The sequence below is a fragment of the Pararhizobium antarcticum genome, assembly GCF_001885585.1.
Taxonomy (GTDB): Bacteria; Pseudomonadota; Alphaproteobacteria; order Rhizobiales; family Rhizobiaceae; genus Pararhizobium; species Pararhizobium antarcticum.
The window spans coordinates 1-20,958 of the sequence record NZ_LSRP01000120.1; the positions used below are offsets into that span (position 1 = coordinate 1).

At 59.5% G+C, this 20,958-nt stretch carries 23 protein-coding genes, 1 tRNA gene and 1 pseudogene; 8 read left to right on the forward strand and 17 right to left on the reverse strand.

Annotated features, from left to right (window positions below):
* Both AX760_RS21660 and AX760_RS21665 read left to right on the forward strand, forming a co-directional pair.
* Positions 1 to 239, forward strand: a 239-nt coding sequence (locus AX760_RS21660) for a transposase (RefSeq protein ID WP_139276435.1), incomplete at its 5' end; no start/stop codon positions are given.
* A 185-nt stretch (positions 240 to 424) separates the two neighbouring features.
* The gene (locus tag AX760_RS21665) at positions 425 to 922 is read left to right on the forward strand and encodes a hypothetical protein (RefSeq protein WP_139276539.1); all 498 of its coding nucleotides are present in this window, start codon (positions 425 to 427) and stop codon (positions 920 to 922) included.
* 346 nt (positions 923 to 1,268) lie between these two features.
* Here AX760_RS21665 and AX760_RS21670 read toward each other — a convergent pair whose 3' ends face one another.
* From AX760_RS21670 to AX760_RS21685, 4 genes are all read right to left on the reverse strand, one after another.
* Positions 1,269 to 1,568, reverse strand: coding sequence for a helix-turn-helix transcriptional regulator (locus AX760_RS21670; protein WP_071835101.1), 300 nt, complete (start codon positions 1,566 to 1,568; stop codon positions 1,269 to 1,271).
* Between the two features lie 17 nt (positions 1,569 to 1,585).
* Positions 1,586 to 2,908 (reverse strand): type II toxin-antitoxin system HipA family toxin, encoded by a 1,323-nt coding sequence (locus AX760_RS21675; protein ID WP_071835102.1) that lies wholly within the window; start codon positions 2,906 to 2,908, stop codon positions 1,586 to 1,588.
* Positions 2,909 to 2,986: 78 nt separating this feature from the next.
* The gene (locus AX760_RS21680) at positions 2,987 to 3,340 is read right to left on the reverse strand and encodes a hypothetical protein (protein ID WP_071835103.1); all 354 of its coding nucleotides are present in this window, start codon (positions 3,338 to 3,340) and stop codon (positions 2,987 to 2,989) included.
* Entirely contained in the window at positions 3,337 to 3,747 is a 411-nt protein-coding gene (locus AX760_RS21685; RefSeq protein WP_038543999.1) for a helix-turn-helix domain-containing protein, read from the reverse strand. Before AX760_RS21685 ends, AX760_RS21680 begins: the two co-directional genes overlap by 4 nt.
* A 95-nt stretch (positions 3,748 to 3,842) precedes the next feature.
* Between AX760_RS21685 and AX760_RS21690 the strand changes: the two genes are divergently transcribed.
* From AX760_RS21690 to AX760_RS28235, 3 genes and pseudogenes are all read left to right on the forward strand, one after another.
* On the forward strand, positions 3,843 to 4,061 hold the full coding sequence (locus tag AX760_RS21690; protein ID WP_071835104.1) for a helix-turn-helix domain-containing protein: 219 nt from the start codon (positions 3,843 to 3,845) through the stop codon (positions 4,059 to 4,061).
* A 10-nt stretch (positions 4,062 to 4,071) separates the two neighbouring features.
* Positions 4,072 to 4,338 carry a helix-turn-helix transcriptional regulator gene (locus AX760_RS21695; protein ID WP_044458832.1) on the forward strand — a complete coding sequence of 89 codons (267 nt, stop codon included), beginning with the start codon at positions 4,072 to 4,074 and terminating at the stop codon, positions 4,336 to 4,338.
* Positions 4,339 to 4,939: 601 nt separating this feature from the next.
* Positions 4,940 to 5,281, forward strand: a pseudogene (locus AX760_RS28235) (tyrosine-type recombinase/integrase); the annotation flags it as partial.
* A gap of 200 nt (positions 5,282 to 5,481) precedes the next feature.
* On the opposite strand, the gene AX760_RS21705 reads toward AX760_RS28235, so the two are convergent.
* Positions 5,482 to 5,557, reverse strand: a tRNA-Ile gene (locus AX760_RS21705).
* A 155-nt stretch (positions 5,558 to 5,712) separates the two neighbouring features.
* Here AX760_RS21705 and AX760_RS21710 point away from each other — a divergent pair.
* Positions 5,713 to 6,543 carry an SIMPL domain-containing protein gene (locus tag AX760_RS21710; RefSeq protein ID WP_071835105.1) on the forward strand — a complete coding sequence of 277 codons (831 nt, stop codon included), beginning with the start codon at positions 5,713 to 5,715 and terminating at the stop codon, positions 6,541 to 6,543.
* Between the two features lie 156 nt (positions 6,544 to 6,699).
* Here the strand turns inward: AX760_RS21710 and AX760_RS21715 are convergent, their stop codons facing one another.
* The 6 genes from AX760_RS21715 to AX760_RS21740 form a co-directional block, all read right to left on the reverse strand.
* Positions 6,700 to 7,098 (reverse strand): hypothetical protein, encoded by a 399-nt coding sequence (locus AX760_RS21715; RefSeq protein ID WP_071835106.1) that lies wholly within the window; start codon positions 7,096 to 7,098, stop codon positions 6,700 to 6,702.
* 157 nt (positions 7,099 to 7,255) lie between these two features.
* Complete coding sequence (locus AX760_RS21720) at positions 7,256 to 7,660, reverse strand: ketosteroid isomerase-related protein (RefSeq protein ID WP_071835117.1); 405 nt, start codon at positions 7,658 to 7,660, stop codon at positions 7,256 to 7,258.
* A gap of 179 nt (positions 7,661 to 7,839) precedes the next feature.
* Positions 7,840 to 8,262: a secondary thiamine-phosphate synthase enzyme YjbQ gene (locus tag AX760_RS21725; RefSeq protein ID WP_071835107.1), complete on the reverse strand. Its 423-nt coding sequence runs from the start codon at positions 8,260 to 8,262 to the stop codon at positions 7,840 to 7,842.
* A gap of 43 nt (positions 8,263 to 8,305) precedes the next feature.
* The gene (locus AX760_RS21730) at positions 8,306 to 8,659 is read right to left on the reverse strand and encodes a DUF1428 domain-containing protein (protein ID WP_071835108.1); all 354 of its coding nucleotides are present in this window, start codon (positions 8,657 to 8,659) and stop codon (positions 8,306 to 8,308) included.
* Between the two features lies 1 nt (position 8,660).
* The gene (locus AX760_RS21735; protein ID WP_193600522.1) at positions 8,661 to 9,131 is read right to left on the reverse strand and encodes a hypothetical protein; all 471 of its coding nucleotides are present in this window, start codon (positions 9,129 to 9,131) and stop codon (positions 8,661 to 8,663) included.
* Between the two features lie 866 nt (positions 9,132 to 9,997).
* Positions 9,998 to 11,020, reverse strand: a complete 1,023-nt coding sequence (locus tag AX760_RS21740; protein WP_175552114.1) for a GGDEF domain-containing protein — start codon at positions 11,018 to 11,020, stop codon at positions 9,998 to 10,000.
* 432 nt (positions 11,021 to 11,452) lie between these two features.
* Between AX760_RS21740 and AX760_RS21745 the strand changes: the two genes are divergently transcribed.
* Positions 11,453 to 11,689, forward strand: coding sequence for a DUF4189 domain-containing protein (locus AX760_RS21745; RefSeq protein ID WP_071835111.1), 237 nt, complete (start codon positions 11,453 to 11,455; stop codon positions 11,687 to 11,689).
* A 58-nt stretch (positions 11,690 to 11,747) separates the two neighbouring features.
* Here the strand turns inward: AX760_RS21745 and AX760_RS21750 are convergent, their stop codons facing one another.
* The 4 genes from AX760_RS21750 to AX760_RS21765 form a co-directional block, all read right to left on the reverse strand.
* Positions 11,748 to 12,806 carry a DUF930 domain-containing protein gene (locus AX760_RS21750; RefSeq protein WP_083531279.1) on the reverse strand — a complete coding sequence of 353 codons (1,059 nt, stop codon included), beginning with the start codon at positions 12,804 to 12,806 and terminating at the stop codon, positions 11,748 to 11,750.
* A gap of 36 nt (positions 12,807 to 12,842) precedes the next feature.
* Positions 12,843 to 14,897 carry an RNA polymerase sigma factor RpoD gene (gene rpoD, locus AX760_RS21755; protein WP_071835112.1) on the reverse strand — a complete coding sequence of 685 codons (2,055 nt, stop codon included), beginning with the start codon at positions 14,895 to 14,897 and terminating at the stop codon, positions 12,843 to 12,845.
* Between the two features lie 423 nt (positions 14,898 to 15,320).
* Complete coding sequence (tdh, locus tag AX760_RS21760; RefSeq protein ID WP_071835113.1) at positions 15,321 to 16,358, reverse strand: L-threonine 3-dehydrogenase; 1,038 nt, start codon at positions 16,356 to 16,358, stop codon at positions 15,321 to 15,323.
* Between the two features lie 37 nt (positions 16,359 to 16,395).
* A complete protein-coding gene (locus AX760_RS21765; protein WP_071835114.1) occupies positions 16,396 to 17,583 on the reverse strand; it encodes a glycine C-acetyltransferase in 1,188 nt (395 codons plus the stop codon).
* A gap of 219 nt (positions 17,584 to 17,802) precedes the next feature.
* Here AX760_RS21765 and AX760_RS21770 point away from each other — a divergent pair, with 219 nt between their 5' ends.
* Complete coding sequence (locus AX760_RS21770) at positions 17,803 to 18,573, forward strand: SDR family oxidoreductase (protein WP_071835115.1); 771 nt, start codon at positions 17,803 to 17,805, stop codon at positions 18,571 to 18,573.
* A 62-nt stretch (positions 18,574 to 18,635) separates the two neighbouring features.
* Here the strand turns inward: AX760_RS21770 and AX760_RS21775 are convergent, their stop codons facing one another.
* Both AX760_RS21775 and recQ read right to left on the reverse strand, forming a co-directional pair.
* Complete coding sequence (locus tag AX760_RS21775) at positions 18,636 to 19,085, reverse strand: GFA family protein (protein WP_071835116.1); 450 nt, start codon at positions 19,083 to 19,085, stop codon at positions 18,636 to 18,638.
* Between the two features lie 19 nt (positions 19,086 to 19,104).
* Entirely contained in the window at positions 19,105 to 20,910 is a 1,806-nt protein-coding gene (gene recQ / locus AX760_RS21780) for a DNA helicase RecQ (protein ID WP_087149332.1), read from the reverse strand.
* Between the last annotated feature and the right edge of the window lie 48 nt (positions 20,911 to 20,958).

The window sequence follows — 20,958 nt, forward strand, 5'->3', positions numbered from 1 at the left end:
TCTTCGCAAAGGGTCAGAAGAAGGCCAGACCAGGTCTGGCAACTGAAATCGTCAAGCGATCCGATGCGGCCAAAGGCTTCGAGTTGTTGCCACGCCGATGGGTTGTCGAGCGAACCTTCGCATGGCTCGGACGATGCCGTAGACTGGCCAAGGACCTCGAAAACCTGTCAAGAAATGCGCTTGCCTTCCTCAAATTAGCCTCCATCCGCCTCATGCTGCGAAGGCTATGTTCAAAATGAGAAAGTGTTCGGACGGACTCTTAGATCTTCGAAACCTGCTAATTCAGCTTCCAGATTTCCAACTGCCCTTCCAGAACTACTCAAGTCACGCGCAGCAGTTGCTGGGAATTGTCAATAAGGAACACGAGGTAGCAGATAGGACATACCTTGAGTCCAAGCTCCCGATCGCTGCATCTAAGATGGCAATGTCCGAAGAAAACAAATTTGTTTTTTTGACTCCATTCGAGTTCGGTACTTACACTTACCTACCTTTACTTTCAGTGGACATGGACTTCACAAAACCTTGGCCAATGATTTCGATACACGCTCTTCACTACGGACTACATAAGCGCCACGATGGCGGTAAAGAATCCGAAACCCGATGTTTCGGATACCGATATGATAAGCCGGCTGTACGGGTTGGTGATCATGATTATTTCCACGTTCAGTTTACACATGGAACAGAGAAGGGTCGTCGAAATAGACATATCGATGACTGGATATCGACTAAGGATCCATCAATCCCGGTCGATGCGACAGATAGCGTGCAACTGTTTCTGTCTGCAGTGATCGCCATACGCAACGGAGCGAAAAATCGCCGCGACCTCTTCGAGGAATGGAGACAATCAGGTATTGCGATCAATTCGCTATTGATGCCGATGGCATTTCATCGATGGAAGCCGCCACGGACCGGTCAGGCCTAAGCTCTCATACAGCGCGATTGGTTCGTGAGCGCGACGAACCACCCGCCTTTCCTTTCCTTTCCTTTCCTTTCCTTTCCTGACCAACACCGTGAGATATGCTCCTTCATCTATTGGAGCGGAACGGAATGGTTGGAGATTGCTACGCAAGGTCCACGCCACATCGATTTTTCAGTTGAAACGATCTGGTCACCACCAAAGATCACCGGCATATTCAACGAGCGTTTCCCTGCAGACGCTGCAACGATGGCGAGCATTACACCTACCGGATAAAGACAAAATCAGACCGCAAAAACTCCTTCTCGCAAATCTGTTGCGGGCCATAACGTACCGTCGGCGGACCAAGAATTCATAAGTTTGCTTCTTGCCGAGAATTGCTTCTGGGAACAAAGCCCACCGAGAACCCAAAAAGCTTTCCGATTTTGTCCAGTGTCTCTAATGTTGGATTTGCCGTGCCAGCTTCTATCTCAGCAACTTGGCGCCTAGTAAGCGACAGTGTCTTGGCAAACTCCTCCTGGGTCATGCCGAACCCTTTACGGATCTCCACCACAGCGCCGGGCAGCCTCAAGTCGCCAGTTCGAGCACGCTCCGCCAGTATTCGCCGATTTTCAAGGATCTCCTCTTTCGTGGGTTTCTTCCAGCGAGCCATTCAGCTGTCCTCCCGCGTCATAACTTCGCCGCCAGAACGCAATCCGTGATTTCAATGCAACGTCCCATCGCACGATCCAGAATGTCCGGAGACGCTCCCATATCTTTCGCCATGGCCGGAGCCTGGCGGAGATGTTTGGCAAACTCGAAAAGCGCAGCCGCGAGCGCTTTATGCTCTGCAGGATCGTCCATCAGTTCATCGCAAATGCGCTTCCAATCGGGAAGATGATCGCGACCGCCATCCCGCATCATGGCCCAGCGGGTGGAACGAACGATTCCCTCCTTGGCGAGTCGCATTGGCGCGAAATCAAAGAGCGGAGACAGGCGGATCGTGCCGTCATGGTGTTTGCTCAATGCGGAATTTCGGCCGTGGTTGTCGGGATTGCCGAGCGCTAGGTTGGCGATGTCGCGCTTCAGGTATTCTACAACGTCCGTGAAAGGATCAGCCGAATATTGGCGTAGCACGTCGATATAGGCCTCATGCGTGCCGACATGGCCGAAATCGGCAACGCCGATCGCGGACACGAGGCTTTCCTGGCCCAGCCGGACGGTTCCGCCACCTTCTTTCTTCTTCCGGTCGAAACGGGGAATGATAAGGACACCTTCGGCATAGGTCGAAGGTTCGCTGACATTCAGACCGATCTCTTGAGCGATCCGCGAATAGAGGGCTTCGCCTTCGAGAATCAGGCGGTCCACAGGCTCGTTGCTGCGTACCAGCTTGACGATGACGTGGCGCACGGCCTCATCATCGGTCACGAAGCTGTCGGGATAATAGAGCCCGTCATTCGCCTGCGTCATCGAGACCTTCGGCCATTCGCCCTGCAGGCCGCTGGAGCCGGAGGCGAGCATTCCAAAGCGGTCGGCGACTTCCATGAAGCGATCGGACCGCTCAAGGATTTCCGCTTCTGTAACCCCTTGGCGCTCGACACCACGCAGCCGTTCCGTTTCGGCCTCGGCCGCTTCCTTGGTCCGGATATTGCCTATGCCGCCCGTTGCCGATCGCAGAAGCAGCGGGAGATCAGAGGCGCGCGAGCCTTCAGCAAGGCTGAGATGCTCAGCAAGCTTTCGTCTCGCATGCCCTTGGGGCATAAGATCCAATAGGAAGGGCGGCCAGCTGCGGCTATATCGATTTTCGAGATCAACGGGATAACGGACTGACAAGGCGCGATGGTCACGGACCGTCTTTCCGGCCGCGAATTCCGCCGACGCCACGGTGACGAAATAGTCGAGATCGTAATCGACGATCGACGCGCCCTGGAAGCCGGCCGCGTCGTCCTTGAGTTCTAGCGTCGCGGCGTGATGCCACTCACGATTAAAATGGGCTTGGAGCGTTAAGCGCATTAATTGACCCTTTCAATGGTTCAAATAACGCATATTTTCGAATTATTCAACCCATCAAAGTGGGTTGAATAATTGCCGTTAGAACTGCCAGCTACCGAAGCGGTCATTGAAGCTTCTGATCCGGCTGACCATCTTCCGGCCACGCAACGCACTACCGCAGGCGAACAGCATGAGGGACATGCTCAGCGCGGGCGTAAACCAAGCATCGGAGCCGCTGTTTGCATCGAACAGGATCAGCAAAACAGCTCCCATCGCCGCGAAGAAGATCATTCCGAAGTCGTATTGCTTTGAAAGGGTCGCGAGCCGGGCCGAATGCTGCGCATAGCGCAACTGCCTTGCCAGCCTTCGTTTTTCGGATGCCAGTTGATCGCGCTGGCGACCAAGGACATATACGCCATGCATTATCTGCTCTTCGAAGCTCGATTTACTCATATCGCTGACCTCAGATATTTTTCTGCGATTTCCTCTGTGAATTCGCCGTGTTGCTCGGCGTAGTCGATCAGGAACCGGATGAGCTTCAGGCGCTTGTCCGGTTCCACCTGACAGTTTTCTCTTGCGATGAAAGCGTCAACCGCTCCGGTGACCTGGTGATACAGATCGACGGTGTCCCGATTGTACGGACTTCCTTCCCCTGTGAGCATCCACACGGGGTTCACATTGAATTTGACATGCAGCAGCCGGAGAAGTTTTGCCGGGATCTCGCGATTTCCGCGTTCATAGGTGTTATAGGCGCTTTGCGATACCTCAAGCGCTTCGGAAAAGGGCACCTGCTTTAACCCGGAATCCTTCCGGATTTTCCCCAGCCGCTGCCCCATGGCTTCCATGAATCCGTCTTGCATCGAAATATCTCAAATGCGATAAATGTGTTGCGTCCAGCGCGATTATATGATTCGTTCTGTCTCGTGTCGAATTATCTCTAGGGAGTTGAGCAGTTATGCAATCTCAGCTTTTATCACCGAAGCAATTAGCCGATCGCTCCGGATGGCCGGTCGCACGTATTCGCAATTTGATTGCGAAGCAGGAGATCCGGCATGTTCGGATTGGTGGAAGCCTCTTCCTGCCGGAAAACGCCGTGGATGAGTATCTTGCGGCGAATATGGTCGAGCCCAGGCAGAAGGCTTTGGCGCTTGTTGATAGCGCCTCCAGAGCGTGAGGAGCGGCACATGAAGCAGCAAGCTGAAGCGCTGGCCCCACGCCCCATTTACAAGGTCGCAGTCAGCCGCGTCCGTGCGGCGGAACTTCTCGACGTCTCGACGGGCACCTTTGATGACTGGGTTCGCCGTGGCCTCATGCCGAAAGGCGTGAAGATCGGCGCGTTGCGTCGTTGGGATGCGGAGGAAATCCGGGCGTCCTGGTACGACATTAAAGAACAGGGGTTGAGCGGAGACGAAGACGATGGCGAAAACCCGTTTGATCACGCGGTTGGGTAGCCAGCGCGTCCCCTTCAAATATTGCTCGCGGGATATCGACCGGCACGGCAACGAGCGGTTTTATCTCCGCCTGCCAGGCATGCCGAAGTACCGGATGACGTCCGCCTACCTGGACGACGCCGGCAGCGTCACTCAGGCGTTTACCGAGGAATATCATCGCGTGCTGGCCGGCGATCGTGGTGAAAAGGCGGTCCCGATTTCAAGACTGGAGCCCGGCTCTGTTCGCTGGTTGGTCGAGACCTACTACCAATCAAAGACTTTCCAGAGCTACTCGCCTGCCACGCAGAAGGACAAAAAGAGCGTCCTCAATCGCTACTGTGAGGTGGTGGGGAACTACCCCTTTAAGCAAATGCGCAAGAGCGACATTGAGAAGAGCCAGATGAAACGCCGTGATACTCCCGGCGCGGCCGACAAGCTGGTGAAGTATCTGAAGGCGCTGTTCAATTGGGCCATCAGCGCCGAGCTGGCGACCTTCAACCCCACGAATGGCGTCACGAAAATCCACAAGTCTCCCGGTTTCCACACCTGGAGCGAAGCGGAGTTGGCGCGCTATCGCGCAGCCTATCCGCTGGGCTCGATGGCCCGGCTTGCAATGGAACTGATGCTGAATTTGGGCGTCAGACGCTCGGACCTAGTCAAGCTCGGTTGGCGGAACCTGATCGGCGACCGGATCGAGTTCATGCCGGAGAAGGGTTCCGGCAAATATGCGCAGTCTCTCAGCCTGCCCGTCACAGACGAGCTACGCGAGGCGCTGGACGCGATAACGCATGATCAGCCGACCTTTCTTATCACCGAGTACGGCAAGGCGTTCAGCGGGAACGGCTTCGGCAACAAGATGCGCCAGTGGTGCAATGATGCCGATTTGCCGGAGTGCTCGTCGCACGGCCTCAGAAAGGCGTCCGCGACCATCCTCGCCGAGGCCGGCGCAACCGAACATCAGTTGATGGCGATCTTTGGCTGGTCTGATTCCAAGATGGCGCAGCACTACACCAAAGCCGCCCAATCCAAGCGGATTATCGATGCCGGTTTCGAGCGTCGGAAAACCTACGTGGCCCGCAAAAATGTCCCACTTTCATCGAGCCGGAATTCCGGTGAGACAAATCGAGGAAAAAACGATGGAAAAACAACGTCCGAAAACAAAAATGGTGGGCCCGGAGGGACTCGAACCCCCAACCAAGCGGTTATGAGCCGCCGGCTCTAACCATTGAGCTACAGGCCCGCGCCGGCAGGACCGGCGGACCGCGGCCCAATGGTCGGCTGCGGTGGCTTTCGTCTAAACGAAAATGGTTTTCCCCACAAGACATTGCCGCAATCCCCACACAATCAAAAGCCAAGACAATGGCAGGGACAAAACAACCGGAGAGAACCACCATCATGACCGCCACACGTCATCCCCGTCTTGCCATGGGCACGCCGCATATCGCCGCGAGCGCTCCTCGTCTCGCCCTTGGTGCGACACGTCTCACCCCGAGCGTTCCACGCCTCGTCACCCGCGTCATGTTTGCGGCTGGCCTTCTTGCCGGGTTTGGCGCAACGCAGGTCCTTGCCGCCGATGCCGGGCCGCGCGAGGCGGTGATCATCGTTTCCGGCGAAGGCCATGCGGCAACGGCGCCTGACATGGCCATCCTGTCGTTCAGCGTGGTCAAGGATGCCAAGACGGCGCGCGAGGCGCTCGATGCCAACAACAAGGCCATGAGCGACGTTCTGTCGGCCCTGAAAACAACCGGCATTGCCGAGCGCGACCTGCAGACCTCGGGCTTCGCCATCAATCCGCAATATGTCTATCCGGACAACAATGATGGCGGCAACCGCCAGCCGGAACTGACCGGTTACCAGGTTGCCAACACGCTGACGGTGCGGGTCCGCGATCTCGCCAAGCTGGGTGCGATCATCGACAGTTCGGTGACACTCGGCATCAACCAGGGCGGCAGCATCCAGTTCACCAATGACAAGCCGGAGCCGGTGATCGTCGAGGCCCGCAAGGCCGCCGTCGGCGATGCCGTTGCAAAAGCCAAGGTGCTCGCGCAGGCTGCCGGCGTCGACATCGGTCGCATCGTCGAGATTGCGGAAAACAGTGGCCGTCCGGAGCCGGTGCCGATGATGCGCAGCATGGCCAAGGATTCCGGCGCCGAATCGGTGCCGATTGCCAATGGTGAAAACAGCTACACGGTTTCCGTCAGCGTCACCTTCGCCATCAAGCCGTAACCCGAACGCCCCCTTGCAGGCTTTTTGAACCAGCTTGCCGGAAAACCCATCGCTTCAACTGGAAAAACCCCTTGCGGCATGCCGCAAGGGGTTCTTTCTTTCCGCCGGCCGGGGGAGACAGGACGGAAAGAAGCACGGGCTTGAGGGGCCGATTGCCTAACGACCGATCACTGGGCAACCGCGCACATTGGCAAACACGACGGTGCGGAAGTCACCATGACGACGGCCTTCGACGACGACGCGGCGCGGGCTGACATCGACGACATGGGCGCGGCGCAGGCCGAAATTACGGGCCTTTTCCTGGGCAAGCCAGGGTTCGCAGCGGCCGCGACGACCGGCATGGTGACCGGAGCCCGGACGGTTGTGGCGATCGCGGCGCCAGTCGCGCTCGTCGCCATAGCGACGGCGGTCGTGATCGCGATATTGGATATCGACGATACCACCCGAGCGGATGCCAAACGACACCGTGTCGGCGGCGGCACTGCCGGTGGTCGCAGCCAGGCCGGAAAGGCCGATGAGGACAATCGCCGCCAGTTTTACAAACATCTGTTTCATGATCCATCTCCAAGATCGTTGCCAAACAGCCGGGCTTTCCCCGGCAACCCGCCTGCGGGCTTGCCCGAGCGATTGACCTGAGATTAGGGCCGTGAGGCTGAATGGAATTGGAACCGTGCGTTCATCGGCGGTTCAGGGCATGGCGGCGCGGATTGTGTCAGCGCGACAGCATCGCTTCGAACACCCGGAAATTGCGATAGTGGCTGAGCCGGGTGACCGCGCCATCCTCGAATTCAAAGACAAAGACGCTGGGGATTGAATAGGACTGGTTGCTGGCCGGCGGGAAGCCGGCCATGCTCTCGCGGTAGGTTCCGCGGGCCGTGACGTCGACAGCCACCCGCTGGCCGAAGGCATCATGCATCAGGACAAGGTCGGCGAAGGTCTCGTCGAAATGCCGCAGATAACTCATGATCGCCGTGCGCAGCGGCCCGGCACCGATGGTGCGCTGGCCGGTCATCGAATCGAGCGCCACGTCCTCGTCGAGAACCTTGCCGATCGTTTCGAAATCGCGCTCGTTCAACGCCTGAATGAAACGGCTGGCGATCGTTTGTGCATCTGTCACGGACATGCCTCCCCGGGGCTCCTGGTAAAACACCGGACAAACCCGGCCCACAATAACGCCAAAGCACTGATCTTGTTCCGCAAAATGTCAGTGACACAGGCCAGAACGGTGCTCCTAGCACAAACCTGCACCGGCCCGGTTGGCTTGTCCAGTCGAAACACCCAGACAATCCCTGCCAATCAGGCCGACAGGTGCAGGACGATCTCGCGGCGGTGCGGGCGCTGCCGATGCTCGAACAGATAGAGGCCCTGCCAGGTGCCGAGCGCCAGCCGACCTGCCGTGACCGGAATGCCGATCGACACCGCCGTCAGGGCTGCCTTGATGTGGGCCGGCATGTCGTCTGGCCCCTCGGCGGTGTGGATGATCCACCGCATGGAAGGATCGTCGGCAGGCGGCACCAACCGCTCGAAGAAGCTGTCGAGATCGCGGCGCACATCCGGATCGGCATTTTCCTGGATCAGCAGCGAGCAGGAAGTGTGGCGCACGAACACTGTCAGCAAGCCCTGCCCCAAAGCCGCCTTGCGCACGAAGGCAACCGCCTGCGCGGTCATCTCGTAAAGACCGGGACCATGTGTCTCCACGGTCAGGATTGTCTGCGGCATGATATTTTCCCGTTGTGATGGCCGATCACGCCGACCCGTGGCGTCATAGGTCGATGAAACTTTCAAAACCGCCAAAGATCAACCGCTTGCCGTCAAACGGCATCTCCCACCTCTGTGGTGAAAGCCGCGGGTCGGCCATGACCTTGCTGTTGATGGCATCGCGTTCGGCACGCGACGGATAGGTGATCCAGGAAAAAATCACCACTTCGTCCTCCTTGGCCAGAACAGCCCGCGGAAACGAGGTCACGTCGCCATAGGGCACATCGTCGGCCATGCACTCGACATAGGAGAGCGCACCATACTCCATCCAGACTTCGCCGGCGGCCCGCGCCATCTTTTTGTAGGCTTCGATATTCGCCTTTGGAACGGCGAGGACAAATCCATCAACATAGGGCATGTCAGTCTCCTTTCATCTCCGATCGCGCGGCTTGGTAAGCGCCGCGGATCTCAGCGATCAAAACACTGTGGGTGAGCATCATCGCTTCGAGATGTGTCATGATTGCGTCTCCGCCCGCCTGTATGCAAGCCTCCTCGTCGACATCGTCGAAGACCGGCCAGTGCTCATCAAGAAAAAGCAGGCTGCGGACGGCTCGCGGCGGACGGACTACGCCGAAATATTCCGCGTGGCAGAGGATCCATTCCAGCAGGAATTCGCCGAACCAGTCGTCGTCGGAACAGGCAATGCAGGTTGGCAGAAGCGCAGAGACATCTTTCGGGCCGCGAAACATCGGCGGGATCGGTCGCGGCTCGCACTTTCCCTCGCAGAAATGGCCGCGCCGACAACGGCGCAGGTGGCAGAAGGACGGCACGTCCAACCGCGTTGCGGCCCCCCGGCACAGCGCTTCGAAAAGTGCAGGATCGAGCGGCAATTTTTCGGATGCGCAGACCGGCATAACATTCTCCTTTCCTACGGTTTCCGGCTGATCGCTTCGCGAGCCGGAAACAAGGACCATCGAAAATCTCTGGCCGGAAGGCCAGATTTTCGATGGTTGGAATACGAGATCCGATCGGATCAACCGGATCACGTATCAGACATGGTTTCGCATTCACGCGGCGCATTGCCCGTTTTCCGACGTTTCGCAGTCTGCCGGCCTTTCAAAAGACGCGGCAGGATCGGCCGGAGCACGACACGTGCCTCAGGGATAAATAGGTAAATTGACACGCACCGTGCCCCGCTCGGTGTCTTTTGCCGCGCGTCTCTGGTTCTTCTGCGCTTTTGGCCTTTCGGAACAGAAGCCTCCAATGCCTCGGCCCGACCTCTTACCCGCCCGGCCTTTCAATGAGGTGGGGCATTGCCCTGGACCGTCTTTAAACACGGCGGGGCAAGCCCGGCACGCCCGGACCATCCCAATGTCCGGAGGAGAACCACCTTTCACGCAGCCCCCGGCTTCAGACGGGCGTTCCGCCATTCCCCGGGGCACCGGTCCCGCCTCGCCGGCAACGCTCATCCGGTGTATCTGATGGCGGGACGAGGCCATTCCAGGCACAGGAGATGCGCGCGGGGATCTGCGGGGACGATGTTTTTTTGTGACTGGCCGGGTCGGCACCAGCTTTTCCCGCGATGCGGGCGACGTCTGCAGGCGCGGTCGTGGATCCTCGGGTCAGGCCCTAGGAAGACCAAGTGGGGAGGATGACCCAGTGGGCAGGATGACCGAGTGGGGATGAGGTCGGCCGAGTGGGAAAAGGACGGCGATGGGCCCGAGATGCTGGCGGGACCGGTGCGGGCTGCCGATCTTTACGCCGACAGGGCTTCGGACAAAGGTCTTGTCTGGGCGTAGGGGTAAATCAGGGCTTGGTTCCGGCCGGATTCCTTGGCCAGGTAGAGCGCCTTGTCTGCCAAATTAATGACCTGTTTGAGCTCTGTCGTCTCATCGGCATGGGCGACGCCGACGCTTATGGTGACTTTCGACGCAAGCGCTTCAAGTCGCATGCTTTCCACAGCTTTTCGAATACACTCCGCGATTTCAATGGCTTGTCTCTGCGAAACGGCACGAAGGAAGACAATGAATTCCTCACCGCCATAGCGGGCGAAGATATCGCCCGCGCGCAGTGTTTCCTGGATGCGCAGGACCACGCTCTTGAGAACGTCATCGCCGACACTGTGGCCCCAGGCATCATTCAGGCGCTTGAAATGGTCGATATCGATCAGTGCGATTGCGTCACCCGCACGGAACACAGGCTGCACAGTATCGAAAAACGACCGGCGATTTCTGGCCCCGGTCAGTGCATCCGTGTTCGCAAGATCATCCAGTTTGTTCTTGACGCGCTCGGTTGCCAGAACAACCGTAAAGAGCGACAACAGGTACTTGAAAATGATCATGCAGAAAAAGGCCGGCGTCGGTTCGATCACAGGAAAAGAGCCTATATAAAACTCGATAGAGACAACGAGGCAGAGCAGCGCGCTGCCCAGAAACAAGACCGTCAAGACGGCGCGCACCGGAAGCGGTTCGGCTTTCCCGTCGGTGTGAAAGCGCCAGGCGCAGAGCGCGAGAGAAAGCGCGGCAAACGCGTTGAACGTGCTCGCCCGGATGTCGTTTTCAAGGTGAAAGTCCGTCAGATAGCCCGCACCGAGGACAATGGCGGCGGGGACTGTGGCGGTCCACCAAGGCACAAACGTTTCGTGGCCACTCAAACGGAAACATCCCAGTGTCAGGAATGCGTAACCAAGCAAGCCAAGGACGATGCTGCTGAGGGCAAGAAAGGAATAATATTGCCCGCTCGTTTCCGCGACGCTCGCGGCTGTTGCCGCAAACATCATGATGACGAAACTGAACGCGATCTGCAGCGAACCGCGGGTCTTCGGCAGGAAACGATCGATGTAGACGAGTGTGGTTGCCGCAGCCAGATATGAGCACTGTTGCAGAAACAGGACTGTTGGCAAATCCAGACGAACGACCATTTCAGAAACACCTGATAGCAAGATAACAAGCTCTCTCTAAAGGAGACGTGTTTAAAAGACCATTATCATTCAACCTGATACGCGCCAGCCAAAAATCCGTGGTCACCGTCTGAAGGCTTGGTCGCGGATCCCTGGGGCAGGCCCGAGACCGTCCGGGACGCGATCCGCCTGACATTGTCGTCTCGCCCTGGAACCTCGGTTCAACGGCACCAAAAATGTGTCGGGCCAACCGGTTGAGCTGTGCTTTCGCACTCTCTAAACAAGTGTCGATCTCATACCATGGAGGATACGATGCCGATCAAATTCAGAACCTGCCTTACCGCTCTCGTGCTTGCCGGCGCGGTGCTGCCGTCCGCCAGTCCGGCCTTTGCCTGGGGCTGCATCGCCGTTTCGGAAGAAGGAAGTTATGGCTACAGCTACAATTACAACAGCGAAAGCGGCGCAACGGACAAGGCGCTGAACGAGTGCGCCAAGCACACGACGACGGAATCGACTTGCGAAATCACGGAATGCGACGAAGACTCCTGATTTTCGGGCTGCTGGATGTTGCCCCTGGTCTTCAGGGTCTCATCCGGCGGCGAGAAATCTAGGACGACGGAAACTTTCTGCTGCGCCACTGGCTTTTCGGCACTTCTGCGCCGATATCGACGCCGAAGGAGCGGATGCGCGTCGCGTCATCGTCGACCTCGCAGCGGAACGCAAAATCATACCAGCGCTGGTTGGCGCGGAATGCGGCGCGCGGGACCGTGAGTAGATTTCCCTTGGCCAGTTCATAGGACGGCACGAGATCCGGTTCGTAGGATGGGCTGCCATTTTTCAGCTGGGCATAGATTTCGCTGGAGCAGAGGCGGGCGACACGCTGGCCGCGCGACAGGTTTCCCATCGCCGCCCGCGCCACCGGGTCGTCATTGGCCTTTTCCGAAAACAGCTTTTCAGCCTCGGGAATGTCGACGACCGGCTCCTCCACCGGTGGTTCCGGCTGCGGCTCCGGCTCAGGCTCCAGTTCAGGAACATCGGACGTTTCCGGCAGCTTGTCGGTCACGCCCGGCAAGGGATCGACGGCCATGTCCGTAACCGCTTGCGCGAGGGCCGTCAGCGTCTCGATCGACGGCTCGCTGTCGACACTGGCCGTTTCCTCGGGTTTGCCCCCCTCTTCCGGGACCGGGGTAACCTTTTCAGGTGCAGGCTCGGGCTCGGTTTGGGGCTCGGGCTCGGGCGCCGCCCGCGCAGCGGTTCCGTCATCGGCTTTTTCGGTACCCGTGTCCGTCTCGCCGAATTCGTAGACCGGGCGCAAAACCGGGATCGGGGCGTTTGCGGCCGGCTGATCGGCCGGCTCCTCGTCCGGTTGCGGATCTTCTGCCGGTGGCGACTCGGCCTTGGCGGTTTCTTCCGCTTTCTCTTCCGCTTTTTCTTCCGGGAGAGGCTCTTCCACCTCTTCGGGCGGCGGCACGATTTCGACGCTGATGCTCTCTTCTTCCGGCGGCGTCAGATCCGGCATGGGCAACTGAACCAGCAAAACCGCAGCCAGGACAAGATGCAGCGCGATCGAGATGATCACGCCCCAACTGAGGCCCTGCCAGAAACGGTTGGTTTTCTGCTGCATCATCGCCTTTGCGCCGGGTCCCTCAACGAGAACGCCGGGCATTGAGCCCGGCGTTCTGGTGTAACGATTGACGTTCGATCAGCTGTCGAGGAACGACCGCAGCTTGCGGCTCCGGCTCGGGTGCTTCAACTTGCGCAGCGCCTTGGCTTCGATCTGGCGGATACGTTCGCGGGTGACCGAGAACTGCTGGCCGACTTCTTCGAGCGTGTGGTCGGTGTTCATGCCGATGCCGAAGCGCATGCGCAGCACGCGTTCCTCGCGCGGCGTCAGCGACGCCAGAACCCGGGTCGTGGTTTCGCGCAGGTTGGCCTGAATGGCAGCGTCGATCGGCAGAAGCGCGTTCTTGTCCTCGATGAAATCGCCGAGATGCGAATCCTCTTCGTCACCCACGGGGGTTTCGAGCGAGATCGGTTCCTTGGCGATCTTCAGGACCTTGCGGACCTTCTCGAGCGGCATGGCGAGCTTTTCGGCCAGTTCTTCCGGCGTCGGCTCGCGACCGATCTCGTGCAGCATCTGGCGCGAGGTGCGCACGATCTTGTTGATCGTCTCGATCATGTGGACCGGGATACGGATCGTGCGGGCCTGGTCGGCGATCGAGCGGGTGATCGCCTGACGGATCCACCAGGTCGCATAGGTCGAGAACTTGTAACCACGACGATACTCGAACTTGTCGACCGCCTTCATCAGGCCAATATTGCCTTCCTGGATGAGATCGAGGAACTGCAGGCCGCGGTTCGTGTATTTCTTGGCGATCGAGATGACGAGACGCAGGTTGGCCTCGACCATTTCCTTCTTGGCGATGCGGGCTTCGCGCTCGCCCTTCTGGACCATGTGCACGATACGGCGGAATTCCGAGATCGAAATGCCGGTTTCTGTCGCCAGATTCTGGATCTCGGCACGGATGTCGCGGATCATGGTGTTTTCGCTGCGGGCGAATTCCTTCCAGCCGCGCGCCGACAGATTGCTGATCGACTTCATCCAGTTCGGATCGAGTTCGGCACCGGAATACTGCTCGAGGAACGAATCGCGCTTGACGCCGTAGGATTCAGCCAGACGCAGCAGGCGGCCTTCGTTCTGCACGAGGCGCTTGTTGATGTCGTAGAGCTGCTCGACAAGGCTGTCGACACGGTTCTGGTTGAGCGACAGCGACTTCACAGCCGTGATCAGCTCGTCCTTCAGCTCCTTGTAGCGGCGCTCCTGGGCAGGCGACAGCGTGCCGGTGGCGGCAAGGCGGGCTTCGACCTGCTGGTCCTGCAGCTTGCGCAGCTTCTTGTAGGTCTCGGCAATGGTGTCAAGCGTTTCCATGACCTGCGGGCGCAGTTCGGCTTCCATCGCGGCGAGCGAGAGGTTCGATTCGTCGTCGTCCTCTTCCTCTTCATCCGACGGCAGGCCTTCGCCGCCGACATTGGTCACGTCGTCGTCATTGGCGGCGCGCGGCTTACGGTTCTTTTCTTTTTCCTCGGCTGCCTTGCGGTCGGCCTCGATCTTTTCCGGCGACTGGAACTGCGGTGCGGCCTTGGCTTCCGGACCGGAATAGGTGGTTTCGAGATCGATGATCTCACGCAAAAGCGTGTTGCCATCGTTCAGTTCGTCGCGCCAGATGATGATGGCCTGGAAGGTCAGCGGGCTCTCACAGAGACCCGCGATCATCGTTTCGCGGCCGGCCTCGATGCGCTTGGCAATGGCGATTTCGCCCTCGCGCGACAGTAGCTCGACCGAGCCCATTTCGCGCAGGTACATGCGCACCGGATCGTCGGTGCGGTCGGTCGGTTCTTTCTTCTTGGCTGTTGCCAGCGCCGTGCCGCTCGAAGGGGCAAGTTCGCCGCCTTCGCTCTCGCCGTCGGCGTCGTTGTCCTCTTCCTCGGCTGCCGTCGTGCCCTCGTCGGCTTCCTCGTCCTCGACGACATTGATGCCCATTTCCGAGAGCATGGCCATGATGTCCTCGATCCGGTCAGGGTCAACCTGATCGGAGGGCAGGACTTCATTCAGTTCGTCCATGGTGACATAGCCGCGCTTTTTCGCGGCCTTGATCATTTTTTTGACCGCGTCATCCGAGAGATCGAGAAGCGGGCCATCCGGAGCACCTTCGCGTTCAGCTTCTGCTTCTTCGTTCTCTTTGACTTTGGTTGCCATGTATCGTCGCTTTCCTTGGACAGCATAAACGTATGAGCGGTGCAAACCCTTCTCAAGGGCTCAGGCATGTCAAACATGCCTGCCGCGAATCATTACCCCTGACGTAACGGGATGAACTTTAATGCCTGATTAACCAAGAGACAGATCCTGGCCTCAAGCCAGCTGCAACAGCAGCGCCCTTCAGACATCATAGCAATGATGGTCGTATTCGCCGTACCCATTTCACCTTCTGTATTTAGAAATGGTGATTCCCACAATTTTCGGTCACGTCAAGCGTTTCCGCGAAAAAACCGTTCAATTCGGCAAAAAACACCGGACCAGGCCTTTTATTGCCAAACCCAGTGTTGCCAAGATGTAGGAGCTGGAAATCAAAAGACAAGGTGCGAAACGGTTTCAATGCCATTGGCGCCCCACCATTTGCGGTCACATCCAGTCCATCACCACCTTGCCGGAATTTCCCGAGCGCATCGCCTCGAAGCCGTCGCGGAAATCGTCGATACCGATGCGGTGGGTGATCACCTGGGAAAGATCGAGCCCGCCTTGCACGAAGGCAATCATCTTGTACCAGGTTTCGAACATTTCCCGGCCATAGATGCCCTTCAGCGTCAGCATCTTGAAAATCACCTTGTTCCAGTCGATGCCGAACCCCTCCGGCGCGATGCCGAGAATGGCGATCTTGCCACCATTGTTCATCGTGTCGATCATCGAACGGAAGGCCGGCGGGGCACCGGACATTTCCAGACCGACGTCAAACCCCTCGGTCATGCCGATTTCACGCATGACCTCTTTCAGATCGTCTTTCGACGCATCGACGACATGATCGATCCCGACTTTTTTCGCAAGCGCAAGCCGCACCGGATTGATGTCGGTGATGACCACCTTGCGGGCGCCGGAGCGCTTGGCAACCATCGCACCCATGATGCCGATCGGGCCTGCGCCGGTGACCAGCACATCCTCGCCGACGAGATCGAAGGAGAGCGCCGTGTGCACGGCATTGCCGAAGGGATCGAAAATGGCGGCGATCTCGTCGGGCACGTCATCGGGGATCGGCACGACATTGGCTTCCGGGATGCAGACGAACTCGCCGAACGAGCCCGGCCGGTTGACGCCGACGCCGAGCGTGTTGCGGCAGAGATGCCCCCTGCCCGCCCGGCAGTTGCGGCACTTGCCGCAGACGATATGGCCCTCGCCGGAAACCCGGTCGCCGACATGATATTTGGTGACCGCCGAGCCGAGCTGGGCAATCTCGCCGCAGAATTCATGGCCGACGACCATCGGCACGGGAATGGTCTTCTGCGCCCACTGGTCCCAGTTCCAAATGTGCACGTCGGTGCCGCAGATCGCCGATTTCTTCACACGGATCAGCACATCGTTCGGGCCGGGCTCGGGCACAGGAACATGCTCCATCCAAAGGCCAATCTCGGATCTGGATTTGACGAGCGCACGCATCATGTTGGTCATTTTTATATCCCCATTGGGTTGCGCGGAGCGAGCCCCCTCAGATCACGCCCAGTTCGCGGCCGACCTCTTCGAACACCGCGATCGCTCGCTCGACATCCGCGGTCGAATGCGACGCCGACATCTGGGTGCGGATGCGGGCCTGGCCCTTGGGCACGACAGGGAAGGCAAAGCCGACGACGTAGACACCCTTTTCCAGCATTCTGGCGGCCATTGCCTGCGCCAGCGTCGCCTCGCCCAGCATGACGGGAATGATCGGGTGCCCCGCGCCGGCCAGCGTGAAGCCGAGCTTACCCATCTGGGTGCGAAACAGGGTTGCGTTGGCGGCGAGCTTTTCACGCAGCGCATCGCCATTCTCGATCAGGTCGAAAACCGTCAGCGAAGCGCTGGCGATCACAGGGGCGAGCGTGTTGGAAAACAGATAGGGCCGCGAGCGCTGCCGCAGCCAGTCGATGACCTCAGCCTTGCCGGCGGTATAGCCACCAGACGCGCCGCCCAGCGCCTTGCCGAGCGTGCCGGTGATGATGTCCACCCTACCCTCGACGCCGCAATATTCGGCCGAGCCCCGACCATTCCTGCCGACGAAACCGACGGCATGGCTGTCGTCGACCATGACCATGGCGCCGTATTTTTCGGCGAGATCGCAGACGCCTTGGAGATTGGCGATGATGCCGTCCATCGAGAAGACGCCGTCGGTCGCGATCAGCTTGAAACGCGACCCCTCCGCCTTCTTCAGCTCCTCCTCCAGAGCGGCCATGTCATTGTTGGCGTAGCGGAAGCGTTTGGCCTTCGACAGGCGCACGCCATCGATGATCGAGGCATGGTTGAGCGCGTCGGAAATGATCGCGTCCTCGTCGTTCAAAAGGGTCTCGAACAACCCGCCATTGGCATCGAAGCAAGAGGAATAGAGGATCGTGTCTTCCAGTCCCAGAAACGACGAGATGCGCGCTTCGAGCTGCTTGTGCTCCTCCTGCGTGCCGCAGATGAAGCGCACCGAGGCCATGCCGTAGCCATACCGATCGATCGCTTGTTTTCCGGCCTCCATCAACGCGGCATTGTCGGCAAGGCCGAGATAGTTGTTGGCGCAGAAATTCAGGACCCGCCCGCCAGAGGCGACCTCGATCGTGCCGGCCTGCCGGGAGGTGATCACCCGTTCGGTCTTGTAGAGCCCTGACGATTTCAGGCCTTCGAGTTCGGATCTGAGGTGCGAGATGAAGGCAGATGTCATGACGGATGGTCACTTTCCAGTCTGGTATCGGAGCTGAACGAAGACCTATCATAGTCCGAAGCGCAATTCAGCAGATGACCGCGGCACGGCGCGACGTTGACGCGACAAAAGGATGTGAGCGCCTTTGACACCACCCGCGCAAACATCCTCACACAAGAATTTAATTGACTGAGTCAACTATTATATCCATAGCCGTATTTTCGACAGGATGAGGCAGCCATGAGCATAATCGATCGATTCTCCCTGAAGGGCCGGGTGGCGCTGCTGACCGGCGGCGGGCGTGGCCTTGGGCTGGAGATCGCCCGGGCGCTCTCCGAGGCTGGCGCCCATGTGGTCATCTCAGGACGCAGCCAGGCGACGCTCGATGACGCCGTGGACAGGATTGCGGCGGCAGGCGGCAGCGCCGAGGCTTCGGCTTTCGATGTTGCCGACCGTGATGCGCAGCGTGCGGCGCTTGCCGCAATCGACGGGAGCCATGGCCGTCTCGATATACTCGTCAACAATGTCGGGGCCCGCGACCGGCGGCCGCTGGCCGATTTCGACGATGACGCGATCCTCGACCTGATCCGCACAGACCTATTTGCCGCCGTGACCCTGTCGCGCGATGCAGCGGCGATCATGAAGCGCCATCAACACGGACGGCTGATCGCGATCACCTCGATCAACGGCCAGGTGGCCCTGCCGGAAGACGGCATCTATCCCGTCGCCAAACAGGGACTGACGGGTCTGATGCGGGCAATGGCGGTGGAGTTCGGCCCCTTCGGCATTACCAGCAACGCTATTGCCCCCGGCTGGTTTGCCACCGAAACCAACGCGGCGCTGGCCGCCGACGAAAATCTCATGCCCTTCGTGCGCCAGCGCATCCCGGCCCAGCGCTGGGGCCGGCCGGACGAAATCGCCGGCGCCGCCCTGTTCCTGGCCAGCGACGCGGCCTCCTTCGTCAACGGCCATGTGCTGACCGTGGACGGCGGCATGACGGTGAGGATGTAGGTGCGGGCGATCGATGTGCCGTCGATGACATGGATAATTTAGCCCTTCATCGAAAAGCCACGTCAGCGCGCCGCATAGCCCGCAATCAGCCCTTCGAAATCCTCCATCGGCGGAAATTTCGGGTAGCTGTGTTCGGCGCCCGTCGCCGCGAAGGCCAGCTTTTCGGAGGTGAAGGTTTCGATGAAGGGGCTGTACCAGCTGGTGTCATCCAGCATCGTCGGTCGCAGATTGACGAAAAAGTCCATGCCCTGTGGCCGGGTGAACATCCAGGTCATGCAATCCGGGCAGAAATGATGCCCGGCATCCGGGCTCTTTCCGGAAGCGACCGGTGTTCCCGCGATGACCTCGAAACCGTCGCTGGGGATGGCAGCACTCAGCGAATAGGCGCTGCCGGACATGCGCTGGCAGCCGGTGCAATGGCAGGCCATGGTCACAAGTGGCGGCGCGCTGATCTTCAGGCGGATATTGCCGCAGCGGCATGCCCCTTCGAGTGGCAGGTTCAGCTTGGTCATGATCTGTCTCTCCATGTGTTCAGACGTGCTGGCGGATCACCGCCAGGAAGACATCGCCGTATTTCTCGAGCTTCGACTGGCCGACGCCGGAAATGCCGAGAAGGTCGGTGCGGCTGGTCGGCCGCTCCGTGGCAAAAGCGATCAGCGTCGTATCGGGAAAGACGACGTAAGGCGGCACGGACAGTCCCTTGGCAATGGTCATGCGGGCATTGCGCAGGGCCTCGAACAGTTCGCCGTCGCGCTCCGACAGGCTGGACTTGGCGCTGGACGGTGCGCCTCTCGCGGTCTTGCCCTTGCCGGATGTCGGGCGATCCTTGCGAAACAGGATCTGGCGCTGGCGCTTGAACACGGCGCTGGCCTCCTCCGTCAGCTTCAGCGCACCGAAGGCGGTCTGGTCGACATGCACGAGACCGGCGGCCAGCAATTGCCGGAACACCGATTGCCAGGTTTTTGCCGGAACATCCTTGCCGGCGCCGAAGACCGGCATGTCGGCATGGCCGAAGCGCTGGGTTTTTTCGTTTTCAACGCCCATCAGCACATCGACGACATGGCCGGTGCCAAAACGCTCGCCGGTCCGATAGACGGCGGCCAGCGCCTTGATCGCAGCTTCCGTTCCGTCCCAGGTCTCGACCGGCGTGTTGCAGGTGTCGCAATTGCCGCACTGTCCGCCATGGGCCTCGCCGAAATGCTTGAGGATCGCCTGCCGGCGGCAACCGGCGGTCTCGCAGATAGCCAGCAGCGCATTCAGCTTCGAGCGTTCCACCCGCTTGATCTCGTCGGACGCCTGGCCCTCGTCGATCATGCGCGAGCGCTGGATGACATCGGCCATGCCATAGGCCATCCAGACCTCGGATGGCAGACCGTCACGGCCGGCACGTCCGGTCTCCTGGTAATAGGCCTCGACCGAGCCCGGCAGATCCAGATGCGCGACATAGCGCACGTTCGGCTTGTCGATGCCCATGCCGAAGGCGACGGTGGCAACCAGGCACAGGTCTTCTTCCTTGAGGAACGCATCCTGATTGGCGTCACGCACAGCCCGGTCCATGCCGGCATGATAGGGAAGCGACCGCACACCCTGCGTTTCCAGCCATTGCGAGGTATCCTCGACCTTGGCGCGCGACAGGCAATAGACGATGCCGCTCGACCCCTTGTGGCGCGACAGGAAGCGCAGCAATTGCTGGCGCGGCTGATCGCGCTCGACGATTTCATAGGCAATGTTGGGGCGGTCGAAACTGGTGGTGAAGACATCGCCGCCGCGCAGGCCGAGCCGGTCGATGATGTCCTCGCGCGTATGCGGGTCGGCCGTCGCCGTCAGGGCGATGCGCGGCACGCCCGGATAGCGCGTCCCCAACTGGCCGAGTTCCCGATATTCCGGGCGGAAATCATGGCCCCACTGGGAGACGCAGTGCGCTTCGTCGATGGCAAACAGCGCGATCGTCGTGCCGCCCAGCATATCCTGGAAACCCGGCGTCAGTATGCGCTCGGGCGTCACGTAGAGCAGATCGAGCTCACCGGCGGAGAGCGCACGGCGCACGGCAAAGGCCTCGTCGCGCGTCTGCGACGAATTCAGCGCTGCCGCCCGGACGCCGAGCTGCTTCAGCGCCTCGACCTGGTCGCGCATCAGCGCAATCAGCGGCGATACGACGATGCCCACGCCGGGACGGCAGAGTGCCGGGATCTGGAAGCAGAGCGATTTTCCGGCACCGGTTGGAAACAGAACGACGGCATCGCCACCGGAGACGACATGCTCGACAACCGCCTGCTGCTTGCCGCGAAAGGCCGGAAAGCCGTAAACCGTCTTCAGGACATCGAGCGGTCTGGGCATATCCCCGGCAGACACGGCCCTGTCATCAGGCACGGCACTGTCAAAAAG